Annotated in this window: 19 protein-coding genes; 2 read left to right on the top strand and 17 right to left on the bottom strand. The window is 32.6% G+C overall.

What is annotated here, in order from left to right; genetic code table 11:
* The first annotated feature begins 102 nt into the window (after positions 1-102).
* Complete coding sequence (locus HMPREF3154_RS03620; RefSeq protein WP_023350360.1) at positions 103-579, top strand: glutathione peroxidase; 477 nt, start codon at positions 103-105, stop codon at positions 577-579.
* 263 nt (positions 580-842) lie between these two features.
* Here the strand turns inward: HMPREF3154_RS03620 and hfq are convergent, their stop codons facing one another.
* The 17 genes from hfq to HMPREF3154_RS03535 all read right to left on the bottom strand — a co-directional run bounded on the left by hfq (position 843) and on the right by HMPREF3154_RS03535 (position 20,522).
* The gene (gene hfq, locus HMPREF3154_RS03615) at positions 843-1,082 is read right to left on the bottom strand and encodes an RNA chaperone Hfq (RefSeq protein WP_002433967.1); all 240 of its coding nucleotides are present in this window, start codon (positions 1,080-1,082) and stop codon (positions 843-845) included.
* A complete protein-coding gene (gene miaA, locus HMPREF3154_RS03610) occupies positions 1,036-2,034 on the bottom strand; it encodes a tRNA (adenosine(37)-N6)-dimethylallyltransferase MiaA (protein ID WP_023350361.1) in 999 nt (332 codons plus the stop codon). Before miaA ends, hfq begins: the two co-directional genes overlap by 47 nt.
* A 4-nt stretch (positions 2,035-2,038) precedes the next feature.
* Complete coding sequence (locus tag HMPREF3154_RS03605; protein WP_023350362.1) at positions 2,039-2,974, bottom strand: alpha/beta hydrolase; 936 nt, start codon at positions 2,972-2,974, stop codon at positions 2,039-2,041.
* Positions 2,975-3,230: 256 nt separating this feature from the next.
* Positions 3,231-4,904 carry a glycerol-3-phosphate dehydrogenase/oxidase gene (locus HMPREF3154_RS03600; RefSeq protein WP_002470050.1) on the bottom strand — a complete coding sequence of 558 codons (1,674 nt, stop codon included), beginning with the start codon at positions 4,902-4,904 and terminating at the stop codon, positions 3,231-3,233.
* 178 nt (positions 4,905-5,082) lie between these two features.
* A complete protein-coding gene (gene glpK, locus HMPREF3154_RS03595; RefSeq protein ID WP_002433942.1) occupies positions 5,083-6,582 on the bottom strand; it encodes a glycerol kinase GlpK in 1,500 nt (499 codons plus the stop codon).
* A 148-nt stretch (positions 6,583-6,730) separates the two neighbouring features.
* Positions 6,731-7,549, bottom strand: a complete 819-nt coding sequence (locus tag HMPREF3154_RS03590) for an MIP/aquaporin family protein (protein ID WP_002433839.1) — start codon at positions 7,547-7,549, stop codon at positions 6,731-6,733.
* A gap of 303 nt (positions 7,550-7,852) precedes the next feature.
* Positions 7,853-8,386: a glycerol-3-phosphate responsive antiterminator gene (locus HMPREF3154_RS03585; RefSeq protein ID WP_002433652.1), complete on the bottom strand. Its 534-nt coding sequence runs from the start codon at positions 8,384-8,386 to the stop codon at positions 7,853-7,855.
* 13 nt (positions 8,387-8,399) lie between these two features.
* Complete coding sequence (mutL, locus tag HMPREF3154_RS03580) at positions 8,400-10,367, bottom strand: DNA mismatch repair endonuclease MutL (RefSeq protein ID WP_023350363.1); 1,968 nt, start codon at positions 10,365-10,367, stop codon at positions 8,400-8,402.
* A gap of 15 nt (positions 10,368-10,382) precedes the next feature.
* Entirely contained in the window at positions 10,383-12,992 is a 2,610-nt protein-coding gene (gene mutS / locus HMPREF3154_RS03575; protein ID WP_023350364.1) for a DNA mismatch repair protein MutS, read from the bottom strand.
* A gap of 202 nt (positions 12,993-13,194) precedes the next feature.
* On the bottom strand, positions 13,195-13,689 hold the full coding sequence (thiW, locus tag HMPREF3154_RS03570; protein ID WP_002437014.1) for an energy coupling factor transporter S component ThiW: 495 nt from the start codon (positions 13,687-13,689) through the stop codon (positions 13,195-13,197).
* A gap of 23 nt (positions 13,690-13,712) precedes the next feature.
* Entirely contained in the window at positions 13,713-14,078 is a 366-nt protein-coding gene (locus HMPREF3154_RS03565; RefSeq protein ID WP_070474364.1) for a YlbF/YmcA family competence regulator, read from the bottom strand.
* A 3-nt stretch (positions 14,079-14,081) separates the two neighbouring features.
* Complete coding sequence (miaB, locus tag HMPREF3154_RS03560; protein ID WP_023350367.1) at positions 14,082-15,626, bottom strand: tRNA (N6-isopentenyl adenosine(37)-C2)-methylthiotransferase MiaB; 1,545 nt, start codon at positions 15,624-15,626, stop codon at positions 14,082-14,084.
* A 192-nt stretch (positions 15,627-15,818) separates the two neighbouring features.
* Positions 15,819-16,115 (bottom strand): thiamine-binding protein, encoded by a 297-nt coding sequence (locus tag HMPREF3154_RS03555; RefSeq protein ID WP_023350369.1) that lies wholly within the window; start codon positions 16,113-16,115, stop codon positions 15,819-15,821.
* A gap of 75 nt (positions 16,116-16,190) precedes the next feature.
* Positions 16,191-16,808: a poly-gamma-glutamate hydrolase family protein gene (locus tag HMPREF3154_RS03550; protein WP_023350370.1), complete on the bottom strand. Its 618-nt coding sequence runs from the start codon at positions 16,806-16,808 to the stop codon at positions 16,191-16,193.
* A 157-nt stretch (positions 16,809-16,965) separates the two neighbouring features.
* Positions 16,966-17,832, bottom strand: a complete 867-nt coding sequence (locus tag HMPREF3154_RS03545) for a 2-oxoacid:ferredoxin oxidoreductase subunit beta (RefSeq protein WP_023350371.1) — start codon at positions 17,830-17,832, stop codon at positions 16,966-16,968.
* The gene (locus tag HMPREF3154_RS03540) at positions 17,833-19,593 is read right to left on the bottom strand and encodes a 2-oxoacid:acceptor oxidoreductase subunit alpha (RefSeq protein WP_023350372.1); all 1,761 of its coding nucleotides are present in this window, start codon (positions 19,591-19,593) and stop codon (positions 17,833-17,835) included.
* Between the two features lie 134 nt (positions 19,594-19,727).
* Positions 19,728-20,522, bottom strand: a complete 795-nt coding sequence (locus HMPREF3154_RS03535; RefSeq protein WP_023350373.1) for a TIGR00282 family metallophosphoesterase — start codon at positions 20,520-20,522, stop codon at positions 19,728-19,730.
* Between the two features lie 160 nt (positions 20,523-20,682).
* Between HMPREF3154_RS03535 and HMPREF3154_RS03530 the strand changes: the two genes are divergently transcribed.
* Positions 20,683-20,898 (top strand): hypothetical protein, encoded by a 216-nt coding sequence (locus HMPREF3154_RS03530; protein ID WP_002437019.1) that lies wholly within the window; start codon positions 20,683-20,685, stop codon positions 20,896-20,898.
* Positions 20,899-21,228: the final 330 nt, after the last annotated feature.

Genomic DNA, 21,228 nt, shown 5'->3' with positions numbered 1-21,228 from the left:
CTCCTTTTAAAAAGTTACTCAAAACATTCTATCATAGAGTATAAACAAAGACTATACGGTTAAATTATGTTAAATTTGAAGTAAATCGAAAGGGTGATAAATATGGAAACAATTTATGATTTCGTAGTACAAAAAAATAATGGTGAAAATTATAAATTAGAACAGTATAAAGGCGACGTAATGCTAATCGTAAACACTGCTAGTGAATGTGGTTTTACTCCACAATTTGAAGGATTACAGAAGTTATATGATAACTATAAAGATAAAGGCTTTATCGTCTTAGGTTTCCCTTGTAATCAATTTGGCGGACAAGAACCTGGTTCAGGAGAAGAGGCCGCTCAAAATTGTAAAATTAATTATGGCGTTACTTTCCCTATTCATGAGAAAGTAGACGTTAAAGGCGACAATCAACATCCTTTATTCCGTTATTTAACTGATGCTGCAAAAGGTATGTTAAATGAAAAAATAAAATGGAATTTCACTAAATTCTTAGTTGATCGTGAGGGTAATGTTATTAAACGCTTTTCTCCTCAGAAAAAACCAGACCAAATCGCAAGTGAAATTGAAAAATTATTATAATTAATAAGTAAGAGTAATTTAGAGTATAACTACAATGAAAAATGCTTCATGTAATGTGTAATTATTGAAATTAAGACTAACTTCAATCAACACATTGCATGAAGCATTTTTTTATTACAAACATTCCCTTGATTTGTTCTAAAGTGCTTAGTGTTTTAAAACATTATCTTCAATAATTAAATGTATTTCATTGATTAGTAAAACCAACGATTAGATTTTACTTTCAACAAAATGGCGTTATTAATGCACTTTGATTACAACTTCTATTCTTCACTTTTTTCTTCAGTTGATTCTTCTGCTTCATTATCAACTGTGAAAGTGCTGATCGCATGTTTGTAAATCAGATGTTGTTTGCCTTGAGAATTTAAACTTACGACATATTTGTCAAAGTCTTCAATAACACCTTTCATTTGAAAGCCGTTTAAAAAGAATACAGTGACCTCAGTTTTGTCTGCTTTAAAGTTCTCTAGTGCTTGATCTTGGATGTTTTCGTTTGCAATCATGTTTAGAACTCCTTTTATTTATTTGGGTTGTAATCTCATCTAACATCATCTGAAGTGACATTTTTTCTTTATCTAACCAACGAACGTCCATTTTATTTTTAAACCAAGTTAATTGTCGTTTCGCATACTTACGTGAATGCTGTTTAAGTTTTTCAACAGCATCATCCATCTGTATATGACCTTTTACTACAGGTACGAGTTCTTTATATCCAATTGCTTGCATACTTTGACTTGATTCAAAACCTTGTTCTACGAGGTCTTGCACTTCTTTAAATAATCCGTGACCCAACATAATATCGACACGTTTATTTATTTTAAAATATAATGTTTCGCGCGACATTTCAATCCCTAATAATAATGTATCATAATTTTCAGTAAATTGTTGCACTTTCTTGCGAGAACTTAAAAGTTTTTTTGTTTTTAAATAGTATTCTATCGCTCGAAGTACTCTTTTTCGATTATTTGGATGAATATCTTCTGCAGAGTCACTATCAAAAGATGCTAGATACTGATGCAATTCTCCATTATTATAGTGTTTTAATTCTTCAAGTTGTGCTTGAACACGTTTCATTTGCTCTTCTGAAATAGTTTCATCTTCAAATGCATAATTATAAAGTAATGATTGTATGTAAAGGCCCGTGCCACCCGCGATAATAGGTAATTTACCTCTATTTGTAATATCTTCAATACATGCTTCTGCACGTTTTTTAAATTCAAATGCCGAAAACGACTCATCTGGTTCTAAGATGTCTATCATATGATGCGTGATACCATCCATTTCATCTTGTGTTACTTTAGCTGTTCCAATATCCATATTTTTATATACTTGCATTGAATCGCCACTAATGATTTCTCCATTAAATTTTTTGGCAACTTCAATACTTAATTCAGTTTTACCTGATGCTGTTGGTCCAACAATAACAACAATAAATGGCTTATGTTGATTCGTCATTTCGTTATTCACTCACTTTATTTTTCTTTAAAATTTGTTTCTCTATCCATTCAAACATATGTTGCCACGTTGTTTGATAGTCGTCTTCAAATAAAATTTCATGTCTTTTATTTTTATATAGCTGTACAGTAATGTGCTTAATACCTGATTTTTTATATAATTTACCTAATTGTTTGATTCCTTTTCCATAATCACCAAATGGATCTTCTTTTCCTGAAATCAATAAAATTGGCAATTGTTTGTTAAGTTTATCTAGACATTTAGGTTCTATTGTTAGCATCATAAATTTTACAGTTTGATAAATTAACTGATTAGATACTTTGAAACCACAGTATTCATCTTTAACAAATTTCTCTACCTCATCACGTCTTGTAGATATCCAATCACTTTCAGTTAAGGGATTGTCTATTCGTTTGTTAAATGATTTATTAACTAATTTATTCACCCAATTTACTCGACGGCGTTTTCCTAAAATCATCGTAATGAGTTTCAAAGCGAAAGTCGCCGGAACACCCTTCCATTTCGGGAACATGCCAGTACCTGTTAATATTAATCCATTTGCAAATTCTGGGTATCTCATAACAAATAATCTTGCAATAATAGAGCCCATAGAATGTCCAAGGACAACGTAAGGAACTATAAGTTCAGTACCATATAGTGTTTCAACTATCTCATACGCATCATCAGCGATCTGAGACATACTCTCAAAATGACCCCGTTCAACTTCATCAATATCTTTACCATGACCACGATGATTGTGTCTTAAAACATCGTATCCTTGTATATTCAACGCATTTACTAACTCGTCATAACGGTCCATATGTTCAGCCATACCATGAAAAAGATGAATAATACCGATAGTATTTTTCTTCGCTTTATCAACTTTAACTTCAATCATTGTTCCATCTTCAACAGTAATTTTAAATTGACTTTGACTCACAACATATGCCCCCGATCTTTCTAACTTCAAATTTAGGTTTAATTCAATGCGTTTATTTAAACCATTTTATAAATAATATACCGTGAGACATTGATGTAATCAAATCGTTTGCATATTAACATTACCCTCATTAATCATTTATTTTTAGAAAATGATGGCACAAAATTTGCAAATTAAAAAACTACTTATGAATGAAAGCGAGAGCCAACATTCACAAGTAGTTTATTAGATATTCATACGTTTTAATTCAACATGTTTATTCTTTAACTGCTGGTTGATTATTTCCAGTACGTGCTTGATCAATTGCTTCTTCTACTTCTTTAGTGTAAGACTCTTTTTGAGCATCTGAATAGTTAAGCATGTCAGCCATAACGTCAATAACAGCATCTTTATAATCTAAAACATCTTGAATATTGAAGTATAATTTACCTGAACGACGTACTAAGAAGTCAGTTGGTTTGTAAACCATTTCTTGTTGAATTCCGTAAACTAATTCCACATAAATTTCTAATGGTAAATGATTATCTTGTTGTTTAGCAGTTTGAGCTATGTTGAATAAATGATCTACGTTAGAACCATATTTACTAGCTAATCTACGTGCAACATCTTCTTCAATACCAAATCCTTTGGCTGCGTCAACTTTTTGGTCAACAAAGTGTTGATAGTTTTTACTACCACCTACGTCACCGCCAGAAATTTTAAGATATTTAGTTGCACATGGTTCAAATTTAAGTCCATGTTCTTGTTTTAAACGTTTAGCTAATAAGTCAACAATATCTAGTGCCATATGACGATAACCTGTTAACTTACCACCAGCAATAGTAAGTAGGCCTGATTCACCTTCCCAAACTTCATCTTTACGAGAAATTTCAGATGGGTCTTTACCTTCTTCTAAGATTAATGGACGAACACCTGCCCAAGTTGATTCGATATCTTCATCTTTAACATTAACACTTGGGAACATGTAATTAATTGCATCAATGAGATAATCTCTATCTTCTTGTGTAGTTAATGGTGTTGCTTTTTCGTTATCATAGAAAGTATCAGTTGTACCAACATATGCTTTACCTTCACGAGGTATAGCGAAAATCATACGACCATCTTTTTCAGTGTCGAAATAAACTGCTTGGCCTAATGGGAATTTAGATTGGTCGATAACAACGTGCACACCTTTAGTTAAACGTAGTTGTTTATTATTACGCGCATAGTCACCACTTCTCACTTCATCAACCCATGGACCAGAAGCATTAATTACTTTTTTAGCTTTAATACCGTATGTTTCTCCGTCAATCATATCTAATACTTCGATACCATTAACTTTTTTATTTGAATCATAAGTGAAATGTTCTGAACGAGTATAGTTAATGATTTCTGCACCTTTTTCAGCTGCTTTTTTCATAACTTCAATAGTTAAACGAGCGTCATCAGTACGGTATTCAACGTAATAACCGCCACCTTTTAAACCTTCTTGTTTAACTAATGGTTCTTTATCTAGTGTATCTTGTCTAGATAACATTTTTTTACGTTCAGATTTTTTAACACCAGCTAGTCTATCATACATTGTTAAACCGATAGCTGTTGAGAATTTACCGAATGTACCACCTTTATGCATTGGTAACAGCATCCATTCAGGTGTAGTTACATGTGGACCATTCTCATAAACAATTGCACGTTCTTTACCAGTTTCAGCAACAACGCCAACTTGTAATTGTTTTAAATATCTTAAACCACCATGAACAAGTTTAGTAGATCTAGAACTTGTACCTTGTGCGAAATCTTGCATTTCAACTAATGCTACTTTCATACCGCGGTTACTGGCGTCAAGAGCAATACCTGCACCTGTAATACCACCACCGACGATAACAACGTCATATTCATTTTCTCTTAAATTTTTCTTGATATGATCTCTTTTCAATGTAGATAATGCCATTATCTAAACGCCTCCTAGAAATAAATAAAAAACGAGACACCTATCCCACAACAACATTTAATTGTTTTGTACGAACAGATCTCTCGTTTCTCGATTTTCTTATTAACTTAAATAAAGTATATCACATTTAAGAAAATCAAGTCCATTTATTGCTCATTTTTCCTTTAAAAAATTTGTCTTAATCTTCTAATTTGAATACTTGAGTTGCTTCAACAGCTTTTTTCCAGCCTTTGTATAACTTAGTGCGTTGTTCATCTTCCATTTTTGGTTCAAATTCAGTTTCAAGCTTCCAACGTTCTCTAATATCTTCTTTATCGTCCCAGAATCCTACAGCTAAACCTGCTAAGTATGCAGCACCTAAAGCAGTAGTTTCTTGAATTTCAGGTCTTTCAACTGCTGTATTAACGATATCAGCTTGGAATTGCATTAGGAAGTTATTTTTAACTGCACCACCATCTACACGTAAGTTTTGTACTTCAATAGATGAATCTTTTGACATTGCTTCCATAACATCACGTGTTTGATAGCATAGTGATTCTAATGTTGCACGGATGAAGTGTTCCTTTTCAGTACCGCGAGTTAATCCGAAGAATGCGCCTCTAGCATCAGAATCCCAATAAGGCGTACCTAAGCCTACAAATGCTGGAACCATATAAACGCCTTCAGTTGAGTCCACACGTGAAGCGTAGTTCTCAGTTTGAGGTGCAGAATTAATCATTCTCAAACCATCACGTAACCATTGGATAGCTGAACCTGAAACAAAGATTGAACCTTCAAGCGCATAGTTCACTTTGCCGTCAATGCCATATGCAATAGTTGTTAATAATCCACTTTCTGATTTAACCGCTTCTTCACCTGTGTTCATTAACATAAAGCCACCTGTACCGTAAGTGTTTTTAACGTCTCCACGGTCGAAACAAGCTTGACCAAATAATGCAGCTTGTTGGTCACCAGCGATACCGGCAATAGGTACTTCTTGACCGAAGAAGTGATAATCTATAGTTTTAGCATACACTTCGCTTGATTCTTTAACTTCAGGAAGCATTTGTTTAGGAACATCTAAAATGTCTAATAGTTCATCATCCCATTTTAAATCATGAATATTGAACATTAAAGTACGACTAGCATTCGTATAATCAGTGATATGAGCCGCTTTACCTGACAACTTCCAAACTAACCAAGAATCAATAGTTCCGAATAATAAGTCTCCATTTTCTGCTTTCTCTCTTGCGCCATCAACATTATCTAAAATCCATTTTACTTTAGTTCCTGCAAAATAAGGGTCTAATAGTAAACCTGTTTTATCTCTGAATGTTTCTTCATAACCTTGATCTTTTAATTCAGTACAAATATCTTGCGTTTGACGTGATTGCCAAACTATCGCGTGATAAATTGGTCGTCCGGTATTTTTATCCCAAACCACTGTTGTTTCACGTTGGTTAGTAATACCGATACCTTCAATTTGTTCAGATTGAATATCATTTTCATTCATAACTTCAGCCATTACTGAAAGAACTGAAGTCCAAATTTCGTTAGCATCATGTTCTACCCAACCTGAGTGTGGAAAATGTTGTTTAAATTCACGTTGAGAAACACCTTTAATTTCTCCATCTTTATTAAATAAGATTGCACGTGAACTTGTTGTTCCCTGATCGATTGATAAAATATATTTTTCCATAGGTTTTGACTCCTTTTGATGTGATTAATAATAAGCTTTATAAAGTTAACATTTTAAAACTATTTATAAAGTATCAACCATTATATCTATACACATAATTGAGAAATTTTAATCCCGATAATTATAATTATCTAATATATTGTTACTATTAGTAAATTGATTCAATGTCACCTTTTTTTGAAGATTTATTTAAAATTAACCCTAATACTAGAGTGATTACTACTACTAAAATTCCAACGGCACAACTTACATTAAATGTTTGTTTATAAAATACTTCGTAAATGACTGCACCGAGCATACCACCTGCAATAGGACCTAACACAGGCACTATAGCATATGACCAATTAGATTTACCCTTTCCTGCAATTGGCAATATTGCATGGGCAATACGTGGGCCTAAATCACGAGCTGGGTTAATTGCATAACCAGTAGGGCCTCCTAAACTTAAACCAATTGCTACAATTAAAGCGCCAACAATAAGTGGGTTTAATCCGTCAGCAATTTTATTCACACCAATAAATAGAATACCTAAAGTTAAAGCCATTGTACCGATTATCTCACTTAAAAAGTTGGCGAAATAATTTTTGATACCAGGTGCTGTAGAGAACACGCCTAATTTAACGTCAGGTTCTTCAGTGACTTTCCAATGTGGAAGATACATTAACCAAACGAGTGCACCACCAACGATACCACCTAACATCTGGCAAATGATATATCCTGGTACTTGAGCCCAACTGAATCCGCCATCCATGGCAAGAGCTATAGTTACAGCTGGGTTTAAATGTGCACCTGAGAATTTACCAACAGCGTAAGCACCCATTGACACGGCAAGTCCCCAACCCGCTGCGATAACAATCCAGTCAGCGTTGTTGCCTGCACTTCTCTTCAAGTTGACGTTTGCACATACGCCACCCCCGAAAAGGATTAGAATCGCAGTTCCTAAAAATTCTGCTAAATAAGCATTCATATAAATTCCTCCCAAAAAACAGAGAGACCCCTACCATAGCGATATTAAGCTCGTAGAAATCTCCCAGTCTCTGTTCTATTATTAACTTTTAAACTTGATACAATTTTACTATTGTGTTGTAAGCGTTGTCAATAACTTTGTAAAATAATTGTCATAATTAGTATTTATAATTATAAAAATAGTGATGAAATATTATTGATAACCAAAACACTTATTAAATATTTTAGTTTTATTGATAATTTTTTATAAAAAAAGAGTTGCTCAAAGAAGAAAATCATTCTTTAAACAACTCATAATTTGTAACTACCAGAGCTTTTGATAGCTTGTAGTAACATATTTAGCTCCACTAGATATGGCTTCTTGAATTTCTGCTTCATCATTGATTAATCCGCCCGCAATAACTGATGTTGTAGTCTCTTTTTGAATTTGATTAATCGCTTTACTAGCTATACCTGGTAATACTTCGACAAAATCTGGTTCGACTTTTTTAATTAACTCTATACTTCTAGTTAGTGCTTGGCTATCAATAATAAACACTCTAAATATCGTTAAGGTATTTAATGATTTGGCTTTCCTAATCACTTTTGTTTTTGTAGAAACGATACCTTTTGGTTGATATTGTTGAATGATATATTCACAAGCAAATTCATCATGGCTCAATCCTTTAATCAAATCGATATGAATATAACACTCTATATTATATTGCTTTAGTAACCCCATAATACTTTTCAAATGGCCGATATGCATATCTAACAATACACAAGCTTTATAGTTCGTCTTCGTTAATCTTTCAAGATCTCTCATGTTTCTAATAGCTGGTAAAATATTTTCTTTCAAGATAACAGCTCCTCTACATCACTCGTTTAAATAGTTTTTCTAATTCATAATTTGAAAAATTGATTATAATTGGTCTACCATGCGGACACGTAAATGGATCTTCTGCTTCTCTTAGTTGGTCAATTAAATCTGACATTTCGTTATTTTTTAAATAATGATTTGCTTTAATAGATTTCTTGCAAGACATCATAATCGCTGCATCTTCTCTTATCTTTTTCACATCTACTTTTTTATTTTCTAATACTAACTCAATCATATCTTTAATTATTTCCTGTGCTTCAGCTTTTGGAAACCATACTGGATAACTATTTACAATATAATCATGACCACCAAAATGCTCTAGGTGTATTCCAACTTTATCTAATTCATCTATATACTGGTCAATAATCATTTGTTCATCTTTTGAGAAATGAAATGTAAGAGGTATAAGTAAATTTTGAACTTCGTTAGATACTTCTCCTATTTTATCTCTAAAATATTCATACTTTATTCTCTCTTGCGCTGCATGTTGATCTATCATAAACATACCATTTTCATTTTGAGCAATAATATACGTTCCATGAACTTGGCCCACAACTTCCATGTATGGTACACGTCGCTTAGGATCTTGACTCACTGTACCTTTAATATCTTCTTCGTTATTAGAGGTTGATTCAGTATTTAAAAGGTAATCGTCCTCCATATCATTAAGTATGTCTTTTTGAACTTGAGAGTAATTATCCTCTTCGGAACGTTGTATATTATGAGAGGTAAATCCTTGCTCATTTTCATGGTTTGATAAAGTAGTATTTGTATCTTGGTAATTATTGATACCTTCTCTAATTTCTGAATCATTAGTATTGTAATGGTCCTTATTAGATGAAGGATGGGCGGTTGTTAAGTCGTCATTTGTCACTTCAGAATTTCGTTTTTCGAAATCCATTTTTTGTTGTTCAAATGATTCAAGGACTTTATTCTTTTTAGGCGTTCGGTCTAAATCATTTTGTGGAATCAGAATTCTATCATTGAATGCCTCTCTAATTTTTTCAACTATTAAATCATATAACTGGTCCTCTTTTGATAAACGAACTTCTAACTTAGTTGGATGTACATTAACATCTACTAAAATAGGATCCATTTCAATGTTGATATAGCAAATTGGATATCTGCCTATAGTTAATAATGTATGGTATCCTTCTAAAATAGCTTTGTTAAGAATAAAATTCTTGATATATCTACCATTAATAAAAATTGAAATATAATGCTTGTTACTTCTTGAATGTTCAGGTTTTGCAAAGAAACCTTCAAGATGATAATCACTTGTATCTCCTGAAATATGTACTAAATCTTTAGCAACTCTCATTCCATATATCTCTGCCATCACTTCATTCGTACGACCTGAACCGTTCGTGCTTATTAGTGTTTTGCCATCAGACACTAAAGAGATTCTAATATCAGGATGACTCATCGCCATTCGATTAACAATATCAGTTATCTTCCCTAATTCTGTATAAAGACTTTTAATATATTTTAAGCGCGCTGGTGTATTATAGAATAAGGATTCAACTAATATGTCTGTACCTTTTTTAGCTTTTGCTGGCTTACGATTAACGATCTCACCATTTTCAGCATATACTTCAAAGCCATTTTCATTATCTGTACACGTCTTTAATGTCACTTTAGATACTGATGAAATACTGGCTAAAGCCTCACCACGAAATCCTAAAGTTCTAATATGGAATAAGTCATCATCAACATCTAATTTGCTTGTTGCGTGTCTATGAAAGACAAGACTTAAATCATCTTGCTCAATACCTGTGCCGTTATCAACAACTCTAATTGAAGAAATACCTGATTGTTCCACTTCAATATTTATCTCGGTGGATTTTGCATCAATCGCGTTCTCCAATAATTCTTTAACTACAGAGCTGGGTCTCTCTACAACTTCGCCGGCTGCAATTTTGTTAGCTAATGAGGTTTGTAATTCTTTTATTTTTCCCATTTCTTACACCTACCTCTATCTTAATTGATTCTGTAACTCACTTAATTTCACAAGTGCTTCTATAGGCGTCATATTGGATAAATTCAAATTTTTAATTTCTAATTCTAATTCACTTTGTTCTTCACTATTATCAAATAAATCAAATGCAGCTTGTTCAAATGAATCTTTGATCATTGATTTGTCGTCACTATTGTGATGCTCATTTTTTACATTTTCATCATTTGTATGATTATTTGGTAATTCATTAGGCATAATTTGATTAGATGGTTTTTGTTCAAATTCATCTAGTATTACTTGAGCTCGACTTATTACTTCTTCTGGCAAATCAGCTAATTTAGCTACTTGTATACCATAACTATCATCGACGGCTCCATCTTTAACTTTATGCAAGAATATCAGTTCTCCTTGATATTCATCAGCAGCTACATGTACATTTTTTAAACATGGTAACATTTGATCTAGTGAAGTTAATTCATGATAATGAGTTGAAAATAGTGTTTTAGCATGAGAAGTTTGTGCTACATACTCAATCATGGCTTGTGCTAAAGCAAGTCCATCATAAGTAGATGTCCCTCTACCAATTTCATCAAAAATAATTAAACTATTTTCTGTAGCATAAGTTAACGCTTTTTGTGCTTCCAACATCTCTACCATAAATGTACTTTTACCTGAAACTAAGTCGTCAGCTGCACCTATTCTAGTAAAAATTTGATCAAATATAGGTAATATAGCAGAATCACAAGGTACGTATGCTCCCATTTGTGCCATAATGCTAATAATTGCTACTTGTCTCATGTAAGTTGACTTACCAGACATATTTGGCCCAGTTATGAGATAAATAAATGTATCATTGTTTAAACTACAATCGTTCGGCACATAATCGTTATGATCCATAACTCTCTCAACCACTGGATGTCTCGAATTCTCTAAATGTAAGGTTTTATCATCACTGAAAGATGGTCTTACATAATTATATTTTTGCGCAATTTCAGCAAAACTCTGTAGACAATCTAATTCAGAAATAATTTTAGCTTGTTGTTGTAACCTTTCAGTGTAAGTTTTAATGTGCTCACGCAATTTAACGAATAATTGATACTCTAATTCAATCGCTTTATCTTCGGCACCTAAAATGATATCTTCTTTTTCTTTCAATTCATCTGTAATAAAACGCTCTGCATTGGATAATGTTTGTTTGCGATTGTAGCCATAATCGCTAGGTTCAAATCCTTGCAAATTAGCACGTGTGATTTCAATAAAATAACCAAAAACCTTATTAAAACTTATCTTAAGAGACTTGATACCTGTACGCTCACGTTCCTTAGCCTGTAATTCTGCTAACCAATTTTTACCGTTCTTAGAAGCTTCTAAGTATTCATCTAGTTGTTCATTGAAACCTGTCTTGAATAATCCACCATCTTTAACTGAAATTGGAGGTTCTTCTACTAAACTCTCTTCTAATAGTTCTAAAAGATCATCTAACGGCTCAAGTTCACTAAATTGAGTAGTAGTTTGAGCATCTAATTCATTAAGTAATTCTTTAATATGTGGAATTTCTGATATTGAGTGCTTAAGCTGAATTAAATCTCTGGCATTCACATTGCCATAACTGACTCTACCTACCAATCTTTCAATATCATAAACTTGATTTAAATAATTACGTAAGGTATCTCTTTCGATAAAACGATTAATGAATTCTTCAACTATATTTAATCGATCATTAATTTGGTCTTTACTAATTAAAGGTCTATCTACCCATTGTTTTAATCTTCTAGCACCCATTGGTGTTTTTGTTTCATCCATCAACCAAAGTAAAGTACCCTTTTTAGATTTGAGTCTAATACTCTCTGTTAGTTCTAGATTACGTTTGGCATAGAAGTCCATCTTCATGAAATCAACAGCCGCATATTGTACAACTTCTTCTATATGAGATAAGTCTCTCTTTTGAGTATGATGAATATAATCTAGTAATAATTGTACAGATTTATACATTAGATTATGAGTAAGCTTATTAGTCTCGTATTGTTCATTTGATAGAGTCTCACGTACTGTAATTGTTTCTGTAGTCATACTAATTTGGCGTTTGAGTTCTTCAGATAATGCTTCATTAACAACAATTTCATTAGGATTTATCGTCGTTATTTCATTTAATAACGTCGCTTCGTCTTGAAAATGGGTAGACTTAAATTCTCCAGTAGAAACATCACAATAACTAAGTGCTATTTCTTCATCTTTTACAAAACTAAGAATGTAGTTATTTTGTTTTTCATCTACGCCACCTTGTTCCATGACTGTACCAGGAGTGACAATTCTTACAACTTCTCTTTTAACCATGCCTTTTGTTTGTTTAGGGTCTTCCATCTGTTCACAAATCGCTACTTTATACCCATTATTAATTAAGGTTTCAATATAACTATCTGCTGAATGATAAGGTACGCCACACATTGGGATTGGATTTTCTTTTTTAGCGTCTCTTTTAGTTAAGGTGATTTCAAGTACTCTTGAGGCTTCTTTGGCATCTTCAAAGAACATTTCATAGAAATCGCCGAGTCTAAAAAATAATAAACAATCATCATATTCTGATTTTATTTTTAAATATTGTTGCATCATCGGTGTTACATTCGCCATTTCTATTTTCACAACCCTTATTCATAAATATTTTTCTATTTTTAAAATTTTTTACGCACTGTTTTAACTCATACATTTTAACATATAAATATGTAACTCGCTTAATCAAAAAGTGAATAAAAAAGCACGCTCTATTATACGAATTAAACAGAGTTACCCCATTTATTTAATCCCTTAATAATAAAGCGTACATGATAATTAATTATTTCTTTTTAAATTTATCTAATAACCCGCGTCTTTTTAAAATAATAAGTATTATATAGCTAATTAGAGAACCAATTACACTTGAAACCATAAACGCTATCATTAATGGTTTTACAAAGAAGTCTTCCATTCCCATAAACCATGCTAAAGGTATACACATTAAACTTCCTATGACACCAGTTCCTAAAACTTCTCCAACTGATGCCATGAAAATATGTTTTCTATACATGTAGAATAGACTAGACAAGAGAACTCCAATCATACTACCCGGGAAAGCAAAAGGACTACCTGTTCCAAAACTAATTCTTAAAATTGAAGAAATAAGCGCTTGAGCTAATCCATACCACGGTCCTACAAACACAGCGCATAAAACATTAATAAAATGTTGAACAGGCGCTGCTTTTATAGGTCCTAAAGGTATTACAATAAGACTACTTAATACAACGTTGATTGCGATTAAAAATGCAGTTATAGTCAAATTCCTTATTTTCATAGCATTTACTCCTCAATTAGCTTTTATTCCTTATGCTCTCGTTTGCTATGTTCATTAAGTCTATCTTCCATTGTTTTGATCATCATTTGTAATAAATCATTCGCATCGTATTGTGCAGAACGAAATTCTTCGACTATTGGTAAATTATTTATTTCATCTTCAATATGATGAATTTGATTTTCAGATTGTCGGAAGGCAGTATCTTTCCCATAATTTTGAAAGTTGACAGATTGTTTTTGTTGATTTTTTAAACTTTTCATCTTACTTTCAATTGTTTTATTATTATGGATTTGCTGTTCAATCGATTGGTAATCTTTTACAACATCTAGGTCATTAATGCGTTGCGCTAGTATATCTGCATGTTTTAAGATATCCTCTTTTGAATACATTGTTTAATGAACCACCATTGCCTTTTGATGTTCTTTCACAAATGTTCCATTTAATGAATATTGTTTTGCTTCATCGATTTTAACATCAACAAGTTTTCCAATCATTTCTTTAGGAGCTTTAAAGTTGACTAGTTTATTTTTATCAGTGTAACCAGCTAATACTGTGTCATCCTTTTTACTTGCTCCTTCACACAATACTGTAACGATTTTACCTTCATACTTACTCATAGCTTTTTGAGAGTATTCACCTACTTTTTTATTTAACCTTTGTAATCGTTCTTTTTTCACTTCAGTAGGCACATTATCTTTCATTTTAGCAGCTGGTGTTCCATCTCTTTGAGAGTATAGATAAGTATAAGCATGTTCAAATTCTACTTCATCATATAACGATAGCGTTTCTTCAAATTGTTCTTCAGTTTCATTAGGATATCCTACAATAATATCTGTTGTTAACGCTATATTAGGAATTGCAGTTTTTATTCTATTTACTAAATCAAGATAGCTTTCACGAGTATATTTACGACCCATAATTTTTAAAACGGCATTGTTCCCTGATTGAACTGGTAGGTGAATGTGAGGAACTATATTACCACCATTTGCTATAACTTCAATCATACGATCCGTAAAGTCCCAAGGGTGACTTGTTGTAAATCTTACTCTTGGTATATCAATCTTAGATATATCTTCTAGTAAATCACCAAGTCCATAATCTAGATCTTCGATATCTTTACCATAGGAATTTACATTTTGACCTAATAAAGTAATTTCTTGATAGCCTTCTCTTGCTAATTCTCTTACTTCATTAATAATATCTTCAGGGCGACGGCTACGTTCCTTACCTCTCGTGAAAGGTACGATACAATATGTACAGAATTTATCACATCCATACATGATATTAACCCAAGCTTTTATACTACCTTCTCTTACCTTAGGAAGATTTTCAATAACATCTCCCTCTTTAGACCAAACTTCTACTACCATTGCTTTAGATAAATACGCTTCTTCTAAAATTTCAGGTAAGTGATGGATGTTATGTGTACCAAATATCATATCTACATTTTGATAAGATTTTAGAATTTTATTTACTACTGATTCTTCTTGAGACATACATCCACATACCCCGATTAGACAATCAGGACGTTCTTTTTTAAGATGTTTTAAATTTCCAATTTCACTAAAAACTTTGTTTTCCGCATTTTCCCGAATAGCACAAGTATTAATTAAAATTACATCTGCTTGATTAATATCAGTTGTCGCACTATAACCTAAAGCCTTTAATATCCCCGCCATAACTTCAGTATCATGTGCATTCATTTGACAACCATACGTTTTAATTAAAAAAGTACGACCGTTACCCATGTTTTTATACTTTTCATCAATATGAAAGTCTCTATTATATTGTACTTCTTGTTTCCCACGTTTTTTTGCTTCTTTTAAACTAGGTGGTTGATACACTTGTTCAAAGTATTTGCTATAGTCTTTTTCAGCTTTACGATCACGCTCAGCTAAAATGTTTATCGTACCAGCTTTTCTTTGTTCTTCATTCACTTTGAAAAATCCTTTCTATAAGCCCATAATCATTACTACATTATATTAAATTTAAAGTTAAAGTGCAAAAAGACGTTTTGTTTTATTTTTCAAAAATGACATATAAAAAGAGACAAATCAAACCTTTTAAGCTTAATTTGTCTCTAACCTATTATAAGAAATTTAACATTAGTTTATTATGTGATACTTAGTTTATTCTTCATCATATTTGCCAGTTAATGTCTCAATATCAATTCCTTCAGGGACGTGATAAAATTTAACTTGGCTAATAATACTTGGACATTCTAATTCAACCATTCTCTCATTAAGTTTTTGAATTAGAATAAGACACTCACTCATTTCTCCTTGAACAGTTGTTTCCAATGGCCCTACTCTATAATGCATTCCTGATTCATCAATAATTTTAATTGCCTCATCAACATAAGGAATCACATCTTCATTGTTTGAAGTTCTAGGAATTATTTGTACACTCATTAAAGTATCTTGCACTACAATATCACTCCTTTTATTTATACAATCATATACTCATATTTTAACATTCATAAAGTAAGTATACGCTAAAGACTAAACTTGTTGTAGTGCTTTAATTGTTGCATCTGCAAAGTCGTACATCAAGTCACCCCAGTTATCTCGGTCTTCACGACTTTTACGAGAACTTTTGTTATTCACAAATAATTCTTTTCTAAGACTTGAAGTTAACTCGATTTGAACGCCAGCATTATTCTTAGTTAAATTAATAATATTTTCATCTTGCTTTCCAGCCATTGTATTCGGCGCTTCTTGTACCTTTATACCTACATCTGATAATGCATCACTTAATATATCAATAAGTTGCTGATCATTGCCTCCAAGATAAGCTACACTATCTTCACCTTTACAACCATGCAATGCTATCGCTCTTTCACTTTTTTCAACAATTTTAATAGCTTGTGGGTCATCGTAATTTGTAGATGTAACATGCAATTCATTATTGCCTTTACTACGTAGTCCCTTAAAAGAAAAATAATTATAATTCCCTTTATCAGCAATCACTTGTGCTAACTCAGTCGTAGCTGGTTCAATACCACCACCGTGAATCGCTAAGATTGATACACTACTATCTTTATCATCTGTTTCAATTTCCCAATCTTCATTTTCCACAGTTACGTTTTCTAATTCTTTCATTGATTTAAATCTATCCATGACTACCTCCAATAAGATTGTTTATTTTGCATATTCCCAAAATAAATAATTTAAAAAGTCATTTACGTAATTTAAATATTTTTAATCAAGAATTAAAATATAGATTTTCATCATAAAAAAACTGAGCACCCCATGTAGGCACTCAGATAACAAAAATTTATATAAATTGAGCTGTCAAATCATTAAACGTATCTTCTGAAATATGAACATCTTTTTTAGCTAGAGCCTCATCTTCAAGTTCATTAATTTGAGATTCGTATGAAGGCGTTTCAGTATCTTGATAGACAATACCTTTAACTAGCGATTCGTGCTCTAAAACTGTTCGCATAGCTAACTGTTTATCTGAATTATCATAATCATCAATATCATCAATGCTAGTTAAATGCTCTTTAAACCAATCATAAGTGTTAACTTTGTTATATGTTACACAAGGTGAGAATACATTAACAAACGAAAATCCATCATGATTAATCGCATCCTCAATCATTTTAGTTAATGCTTTAATATCACTTGAAAAACCTTGTGCTACAAATGTAGCACCTGATGAAAGTGCTAATTCTAATGGGGCTACATTTTTCTCAATATTCCCTTTAGGTGTAGATTTAGTTACAAAACCTACTGCTGAAGAAGGTGATGTCTGACCTTTAGTTAAACCGTAAATCTGATTATCCATGACAATGTATGTCATATTCATGTTTCTTCTTAATGCATGAATCGTATGCCCCATACCGATTGCATAACCGTCTCCATCGCCACCTGAAGCAATAACAGTTAAATCTTTGTTCGCCATTTTAACACCCTGTGCTAAAGGTAAGGCACGTCCATGTATAGCGTGAACACCATAAGAATTAATGTATCCTGATAATCTACCAGAACATCCAATGCCTGTAATAATTGCAACTTCTTCAGGTTCCAAACCTACATTGGCCGCTGCTTTTTGTATGGCCGCTTGTACAGAGAAATCTCCACATCCTGGGCACCAATTTGGCTTAACATTATTTCTAAAATCTTTGAATGTAGCCAATTAAACCAACTCCTTAATTTCCTTGACTATCTCTAATCCTTTATCTTCAATTTCATGAGGTAAAAAAGGTGTACCATCATATTTAGTTTGGTTCACTAATTTTTCTTCTACTTTTGTGTTCATTTTTAAAATATTAGATAACTGACCTTGATAATTATGTTCAGCTACAATCACTTTAGATGCTTTATCGATTGCATGTTGAATCGTATCTTTAGGGAATGGATGTAACTGACGAATTTGTATAGTATTAACTTTAATACCTTGAGATTCCAAACGTTCTGCGCCTTCGTTAATAGCACCTTTGGTAGAAATAAAACCTATATATAATAAATCTGCCTCATCATATTTTTCATTAGATTCAATAGGTTTTTCTATAACTAGATTTTCTGTTTTACGCATACGTTTTTCCATTTGTGCTTGTCTATTAGAAGCCGCTTCACTAGGTTTACCTTCTTCATTATGTTCAACACCAGTGATGTGATGAACGCCACCTTTTACACCCGGAATAGGACGAGGTGAAATTCCATTACCTGTTAAGGCATATCTTCTAAAGTAGCCTTTATCATCTTCTTCACGTTCTATATCAGATTGAAGTAATTCGCCGCGTTTAATTTGAATCTTATTATAATCTAATGACTTAACTGTTTGTTTACCTAAAGAAAGTTGTAGATCACTTAAAATAATGACAGGACATTGATATTCCTCTGCTAAATTGAATGCCTCTACTGTAAGATAGAATGCATCTTCAGCATCAGTTGGAGCAACTACAATTTTTGGAATATCACCGTGTGTACCATATATCATTTGCATTAAATCTGATTGTTCTTGTTTAGTAGGTAAACCTGTTGAAGGTCCGCCACGTTGAGTGTTGATGACTACGAATGGTGTTTCAGTCATTCCTGATAAACCAATTGATTCCATCATCAATGATAAACCAGGACCTGCACTTGCTGTAAACCCTCTTACACCAGCATAGTTAGACCCTATAGCCATTGTAGCTGCAGCAATTTCATCTTCCGTTTGAACAACAGTGCCACCGACTTTAGGAAGATTCGCAATCATATACTCCATAATTTCAGATGCTGGAGTAATAGGATAAGCAGCCATAAATTTAGAACCTGCTGATATTGCTCCTAATCCAATTGCATCATTACCTATCATATACAAGTGAGGATCTTCATTAATTGCTTCTAATTCAAAGTCTCCCTGAATAGAACTTAGGTGTTCTTTCATTAAACGATAACCTTCGTTAAGCGCTTCGATATTCATATCAACTACTTTTTCTCCCTTTTTAGAGAACATGTTCGTAATTAATTCTTCAAAAGTAGTTGTGTCTAAATTCATAAGCGCTGAAGTAGCTCCAATAGCCACCATGTTTTTCATCAGTGCTGTCCCAAGTTCTTTAGCAGTGCTTGTAAACGGTAAATCTATAAGTTGCGCTTTACAGCCTTCTGGTTTCGTCGGTTTAGCCTTAGAATCCGCAATTATAATACTATCCTCTCTCATTTCATGATGATTTAACTCAATCGTTTCTTGATCAAATGCAATTAAGATATCTAAATCATCACTAATGGCATGAACAGGCGTAGTTGATACTCTTATTTTATTGTTAGTATGACCACCTTTAATTCGACTTGAAAAGTGTCTGTAACCATATAAAAAGTATCCCTTCCTATTCATTGCAGTAGCGAAGATTTCTCCAGTAGATTCGATACCTTCACCTTGTTGTCCGCCCACTTTCCATGATAGTTGTGATTTCATATCACATGCCTCCTGTGGATATAATTCATATTTAATAATAACAAAAGAAACCACCGTTTTACTATGTAAACAGTGGTACAAAATTAAATTCATACTAATGGACGATAACCTTTAAACACTATTAAGACAGGGGTTTATCCCTGAAAAGGATTGTCGTCATTTATTAATATTCTTTCAATTTGTGTTGTTTTACCTTCTTTATCTAAATCAATAATGACGCCAGATAAAACACTGCGCCCTTCATCTGGTACGACGTGTCTTTGAGGTAAACTTGTAATAAATCTATTAATCACTTCTTCGCGATTGATACCTAAAATTCCATCATAATATCCTGTCATACCCACATCAGTGATATAGCCAGTCCCGTTTGGTAAGACGCGATTATCAGAAGTCTGAATGTGAGTATGTGTTCCAACTACTGCACTCACTCTACCATCTAAATACCAACCCATAGCATTTTTCTCAGAAGTTGTTTCTGCATGAAAGTCGACGAAGATGTAAGGAGTGACTTTTCTTGCTTCTTCTATCAATTGATCCGCCTTTTTAAAGGGATCATCAATATCTTGCATAAATGAACGTCCTTGTAGGTTAATAATAGCTAATTTTATTTCATTAATTTGAATATAACGCATTCCAACTCCTGGCGCTTCTTCTGGAAAATTAGCCGGACGAACCATTCGATGTGCATCATCGATAAAGTCATAAATTTCTCTTTGACCATAAGTATGGTTACCCATAGTCATGAAATCTACGCCTTCTCTTAATAATTGTTTATAAATCTTCTCTGTTAACCCTTTGCCATGTGCTGCATTTTCAGCATTTACAATGGAGACTGTAGGGCGATAACTTTGTTTTATTTTTGGTAAATATGTAGAAATTGCTTTTCTACCGATTTTTCCAACGATATCTCCAATAAACAATATTCTCATAAATCGTTCATCCTCTCATAAACAGTTTAATAGATACCGTCATATAATTAAAGTATCCAGTACAAATTAATTATTCTGAATATTAAAAGACTTTTCTTTTTTGTATTTATTTAATATGTTAATATGAAATTAACAAAATTCTAGGAGTTGTAAATCATACATGTCTATTAATATTGATCCTGAAAAATTTGCAGAATTAGTAGTAAACGCGAATCCAGCAAAATCTGATGAACCAGAAGATATTGCTAAAGAAAGCTTAACACTCTATATTAATGCTTACCGTTTAGCTGAAAAATATTCAAACATTGCTACTAATTGTTACGATACAGCTGAAATCATTAAAGAAATCAATGATGCAGACCTACAATTAAAATAATTTAAAAACTAATTATTAAAAAATAAGTTTTTAGGAATCAACATAATCAATTGATTATGTTGATTTTTTATTTTATGCCAAACCCTTTCGTCATACTTGAATCTTTAATTCAAGCATAAGAGCCACTAACCGATGTCTCGGTAAGTTTCATTGTCATACTTGAATCTTTGATTCAAGCATAAGAGCCACTAACCGATTTACCGGTAAGTTTCATTGTCATACTTGAATCTTTGATTCAAGCATAAGAGCCACTAACCGATGTCTCGGTAAGTTTTTTGTCATACTTGAATCTTCGTTTCAAGCATAAGAGCCACTAACCGATGTCTCGGT

It is taken from the genome of Staphylococcus sp. HMSC06C11, from assembly GCF_001808345.1.
In the GTDB taxonomy this organism is placed as follows: Bacteria; Bacillota; Bacilli; order Staphylococcales; family Staphylococcaceae; genus Staphylococcus; species Staphylococcus capitis.
This window is presented reverse-complemented; position numbering and strand designations above follow the sequence as displayed.

What these genes read in the sequence shown, in the direction of transcription:
- thiW (WP_002437014.1), bottom strand. Translation starts at nt 13,689, where the DNA reads ATGAAAATAAGGAATTTGACTATAACTGCATTTTTAATCGCAATCAAC.
- glpK (WP_002433942.1), bottom strand. Translation starts at nt 6,582, where the DNA reads ATGGAAAAATATATTTTATCAATCGATCAGGGAACAACAAGTTCACGT.
- HMPREF3154_RS03550 (WP_023350370.1), bottom strand. Translation starts at nt 16,808, where the DNA reads ATGGATAGATTTAAATCAATGAAAGAATTAGAAAACGTAACTGTGGAA.
- HMPREF3154_RS03600 (WP_002470050.1), bottom strand. Translation starts at nt 4,904, where the DNA reads ATGGCATTATCTACATTGAAAAGAGATCATATCAAGAAAAATTTAAGA.
- hfq (WP_002433967.1), bottom strand. Translation starts at nt 1,082, where the DNA reads ATGATTGCAAACGAAAACATCCAAGATCAAGCACTAGAGAACTTTAAA.
- HMPREF3154_RS03535 (WP_023350373.1), bottom strand. Translation starts at nt 20,522, where the DNA reads ATGAGAATATTGTTTATTGGAGATATCGTTGGAAAAATCGGTAGAAAA.
- HMPREF3154_RS03565 (WP_070474364.1), bottom strand. Translation starts at nt 14,078, where the DNA reads ATGTATTCAAAAGAGGATATCTTAAAACATGCAGATATACTAGCGCAA.
- HMPREF3154_RS03540 (WP_023350372.1), bottom strand. Translation starts at nt 19,593, where the DNA reads ATGAAATCACAACTATCATGGAAAGTGGGCGGACAACAAGGTGAAGGT.
- HMPREF3154_RS03590 (WP_002433839.1), bottom strand. Translation starts at nt 7,549, where the DNA reads ATGAATGCTTATTTAGCAGAATTTTTAGGAACTGCGATTCTAATCCTT.
- mutS (WP_023350364.1), bottom strand. Translation starts at nt 12,992, where the DNA reads ATGGCGAATGTAACACCGATGATGCAACAATATTTAAAAATAAAATCA.
- HMPREF3154_RS03620 (WP_023350360.1), top strand. Translation starts at nt 103, where the DNA reads ATGGAAACAATTTATGATTTCGTAGTACAAAAAAATAATGGTGAAAAT.
- mutL (WP_023350363.1), bottom strand. Translation starts at nt 10,367, where the DNA reads ATGGGAAAAATAAAAGAATTACAAACCTCATTAGCTAACAAAATTGCA.
- HMPREF3154_RS03530 (WP_002437019.1), top strand. Translation starts at nt 20,683, where the DNA reads ATGTCTATTAATATTGATCCTGAAAAATTTGCAGAATTAGTAGTAAAC.
- miaA (WP_023350361.1), bottom strand. Translation starts at nt 2,034, where the DNA reads ATGACGAATCAACATAAGCCATTTATTGTTGTTATTGTTGGACCAACA.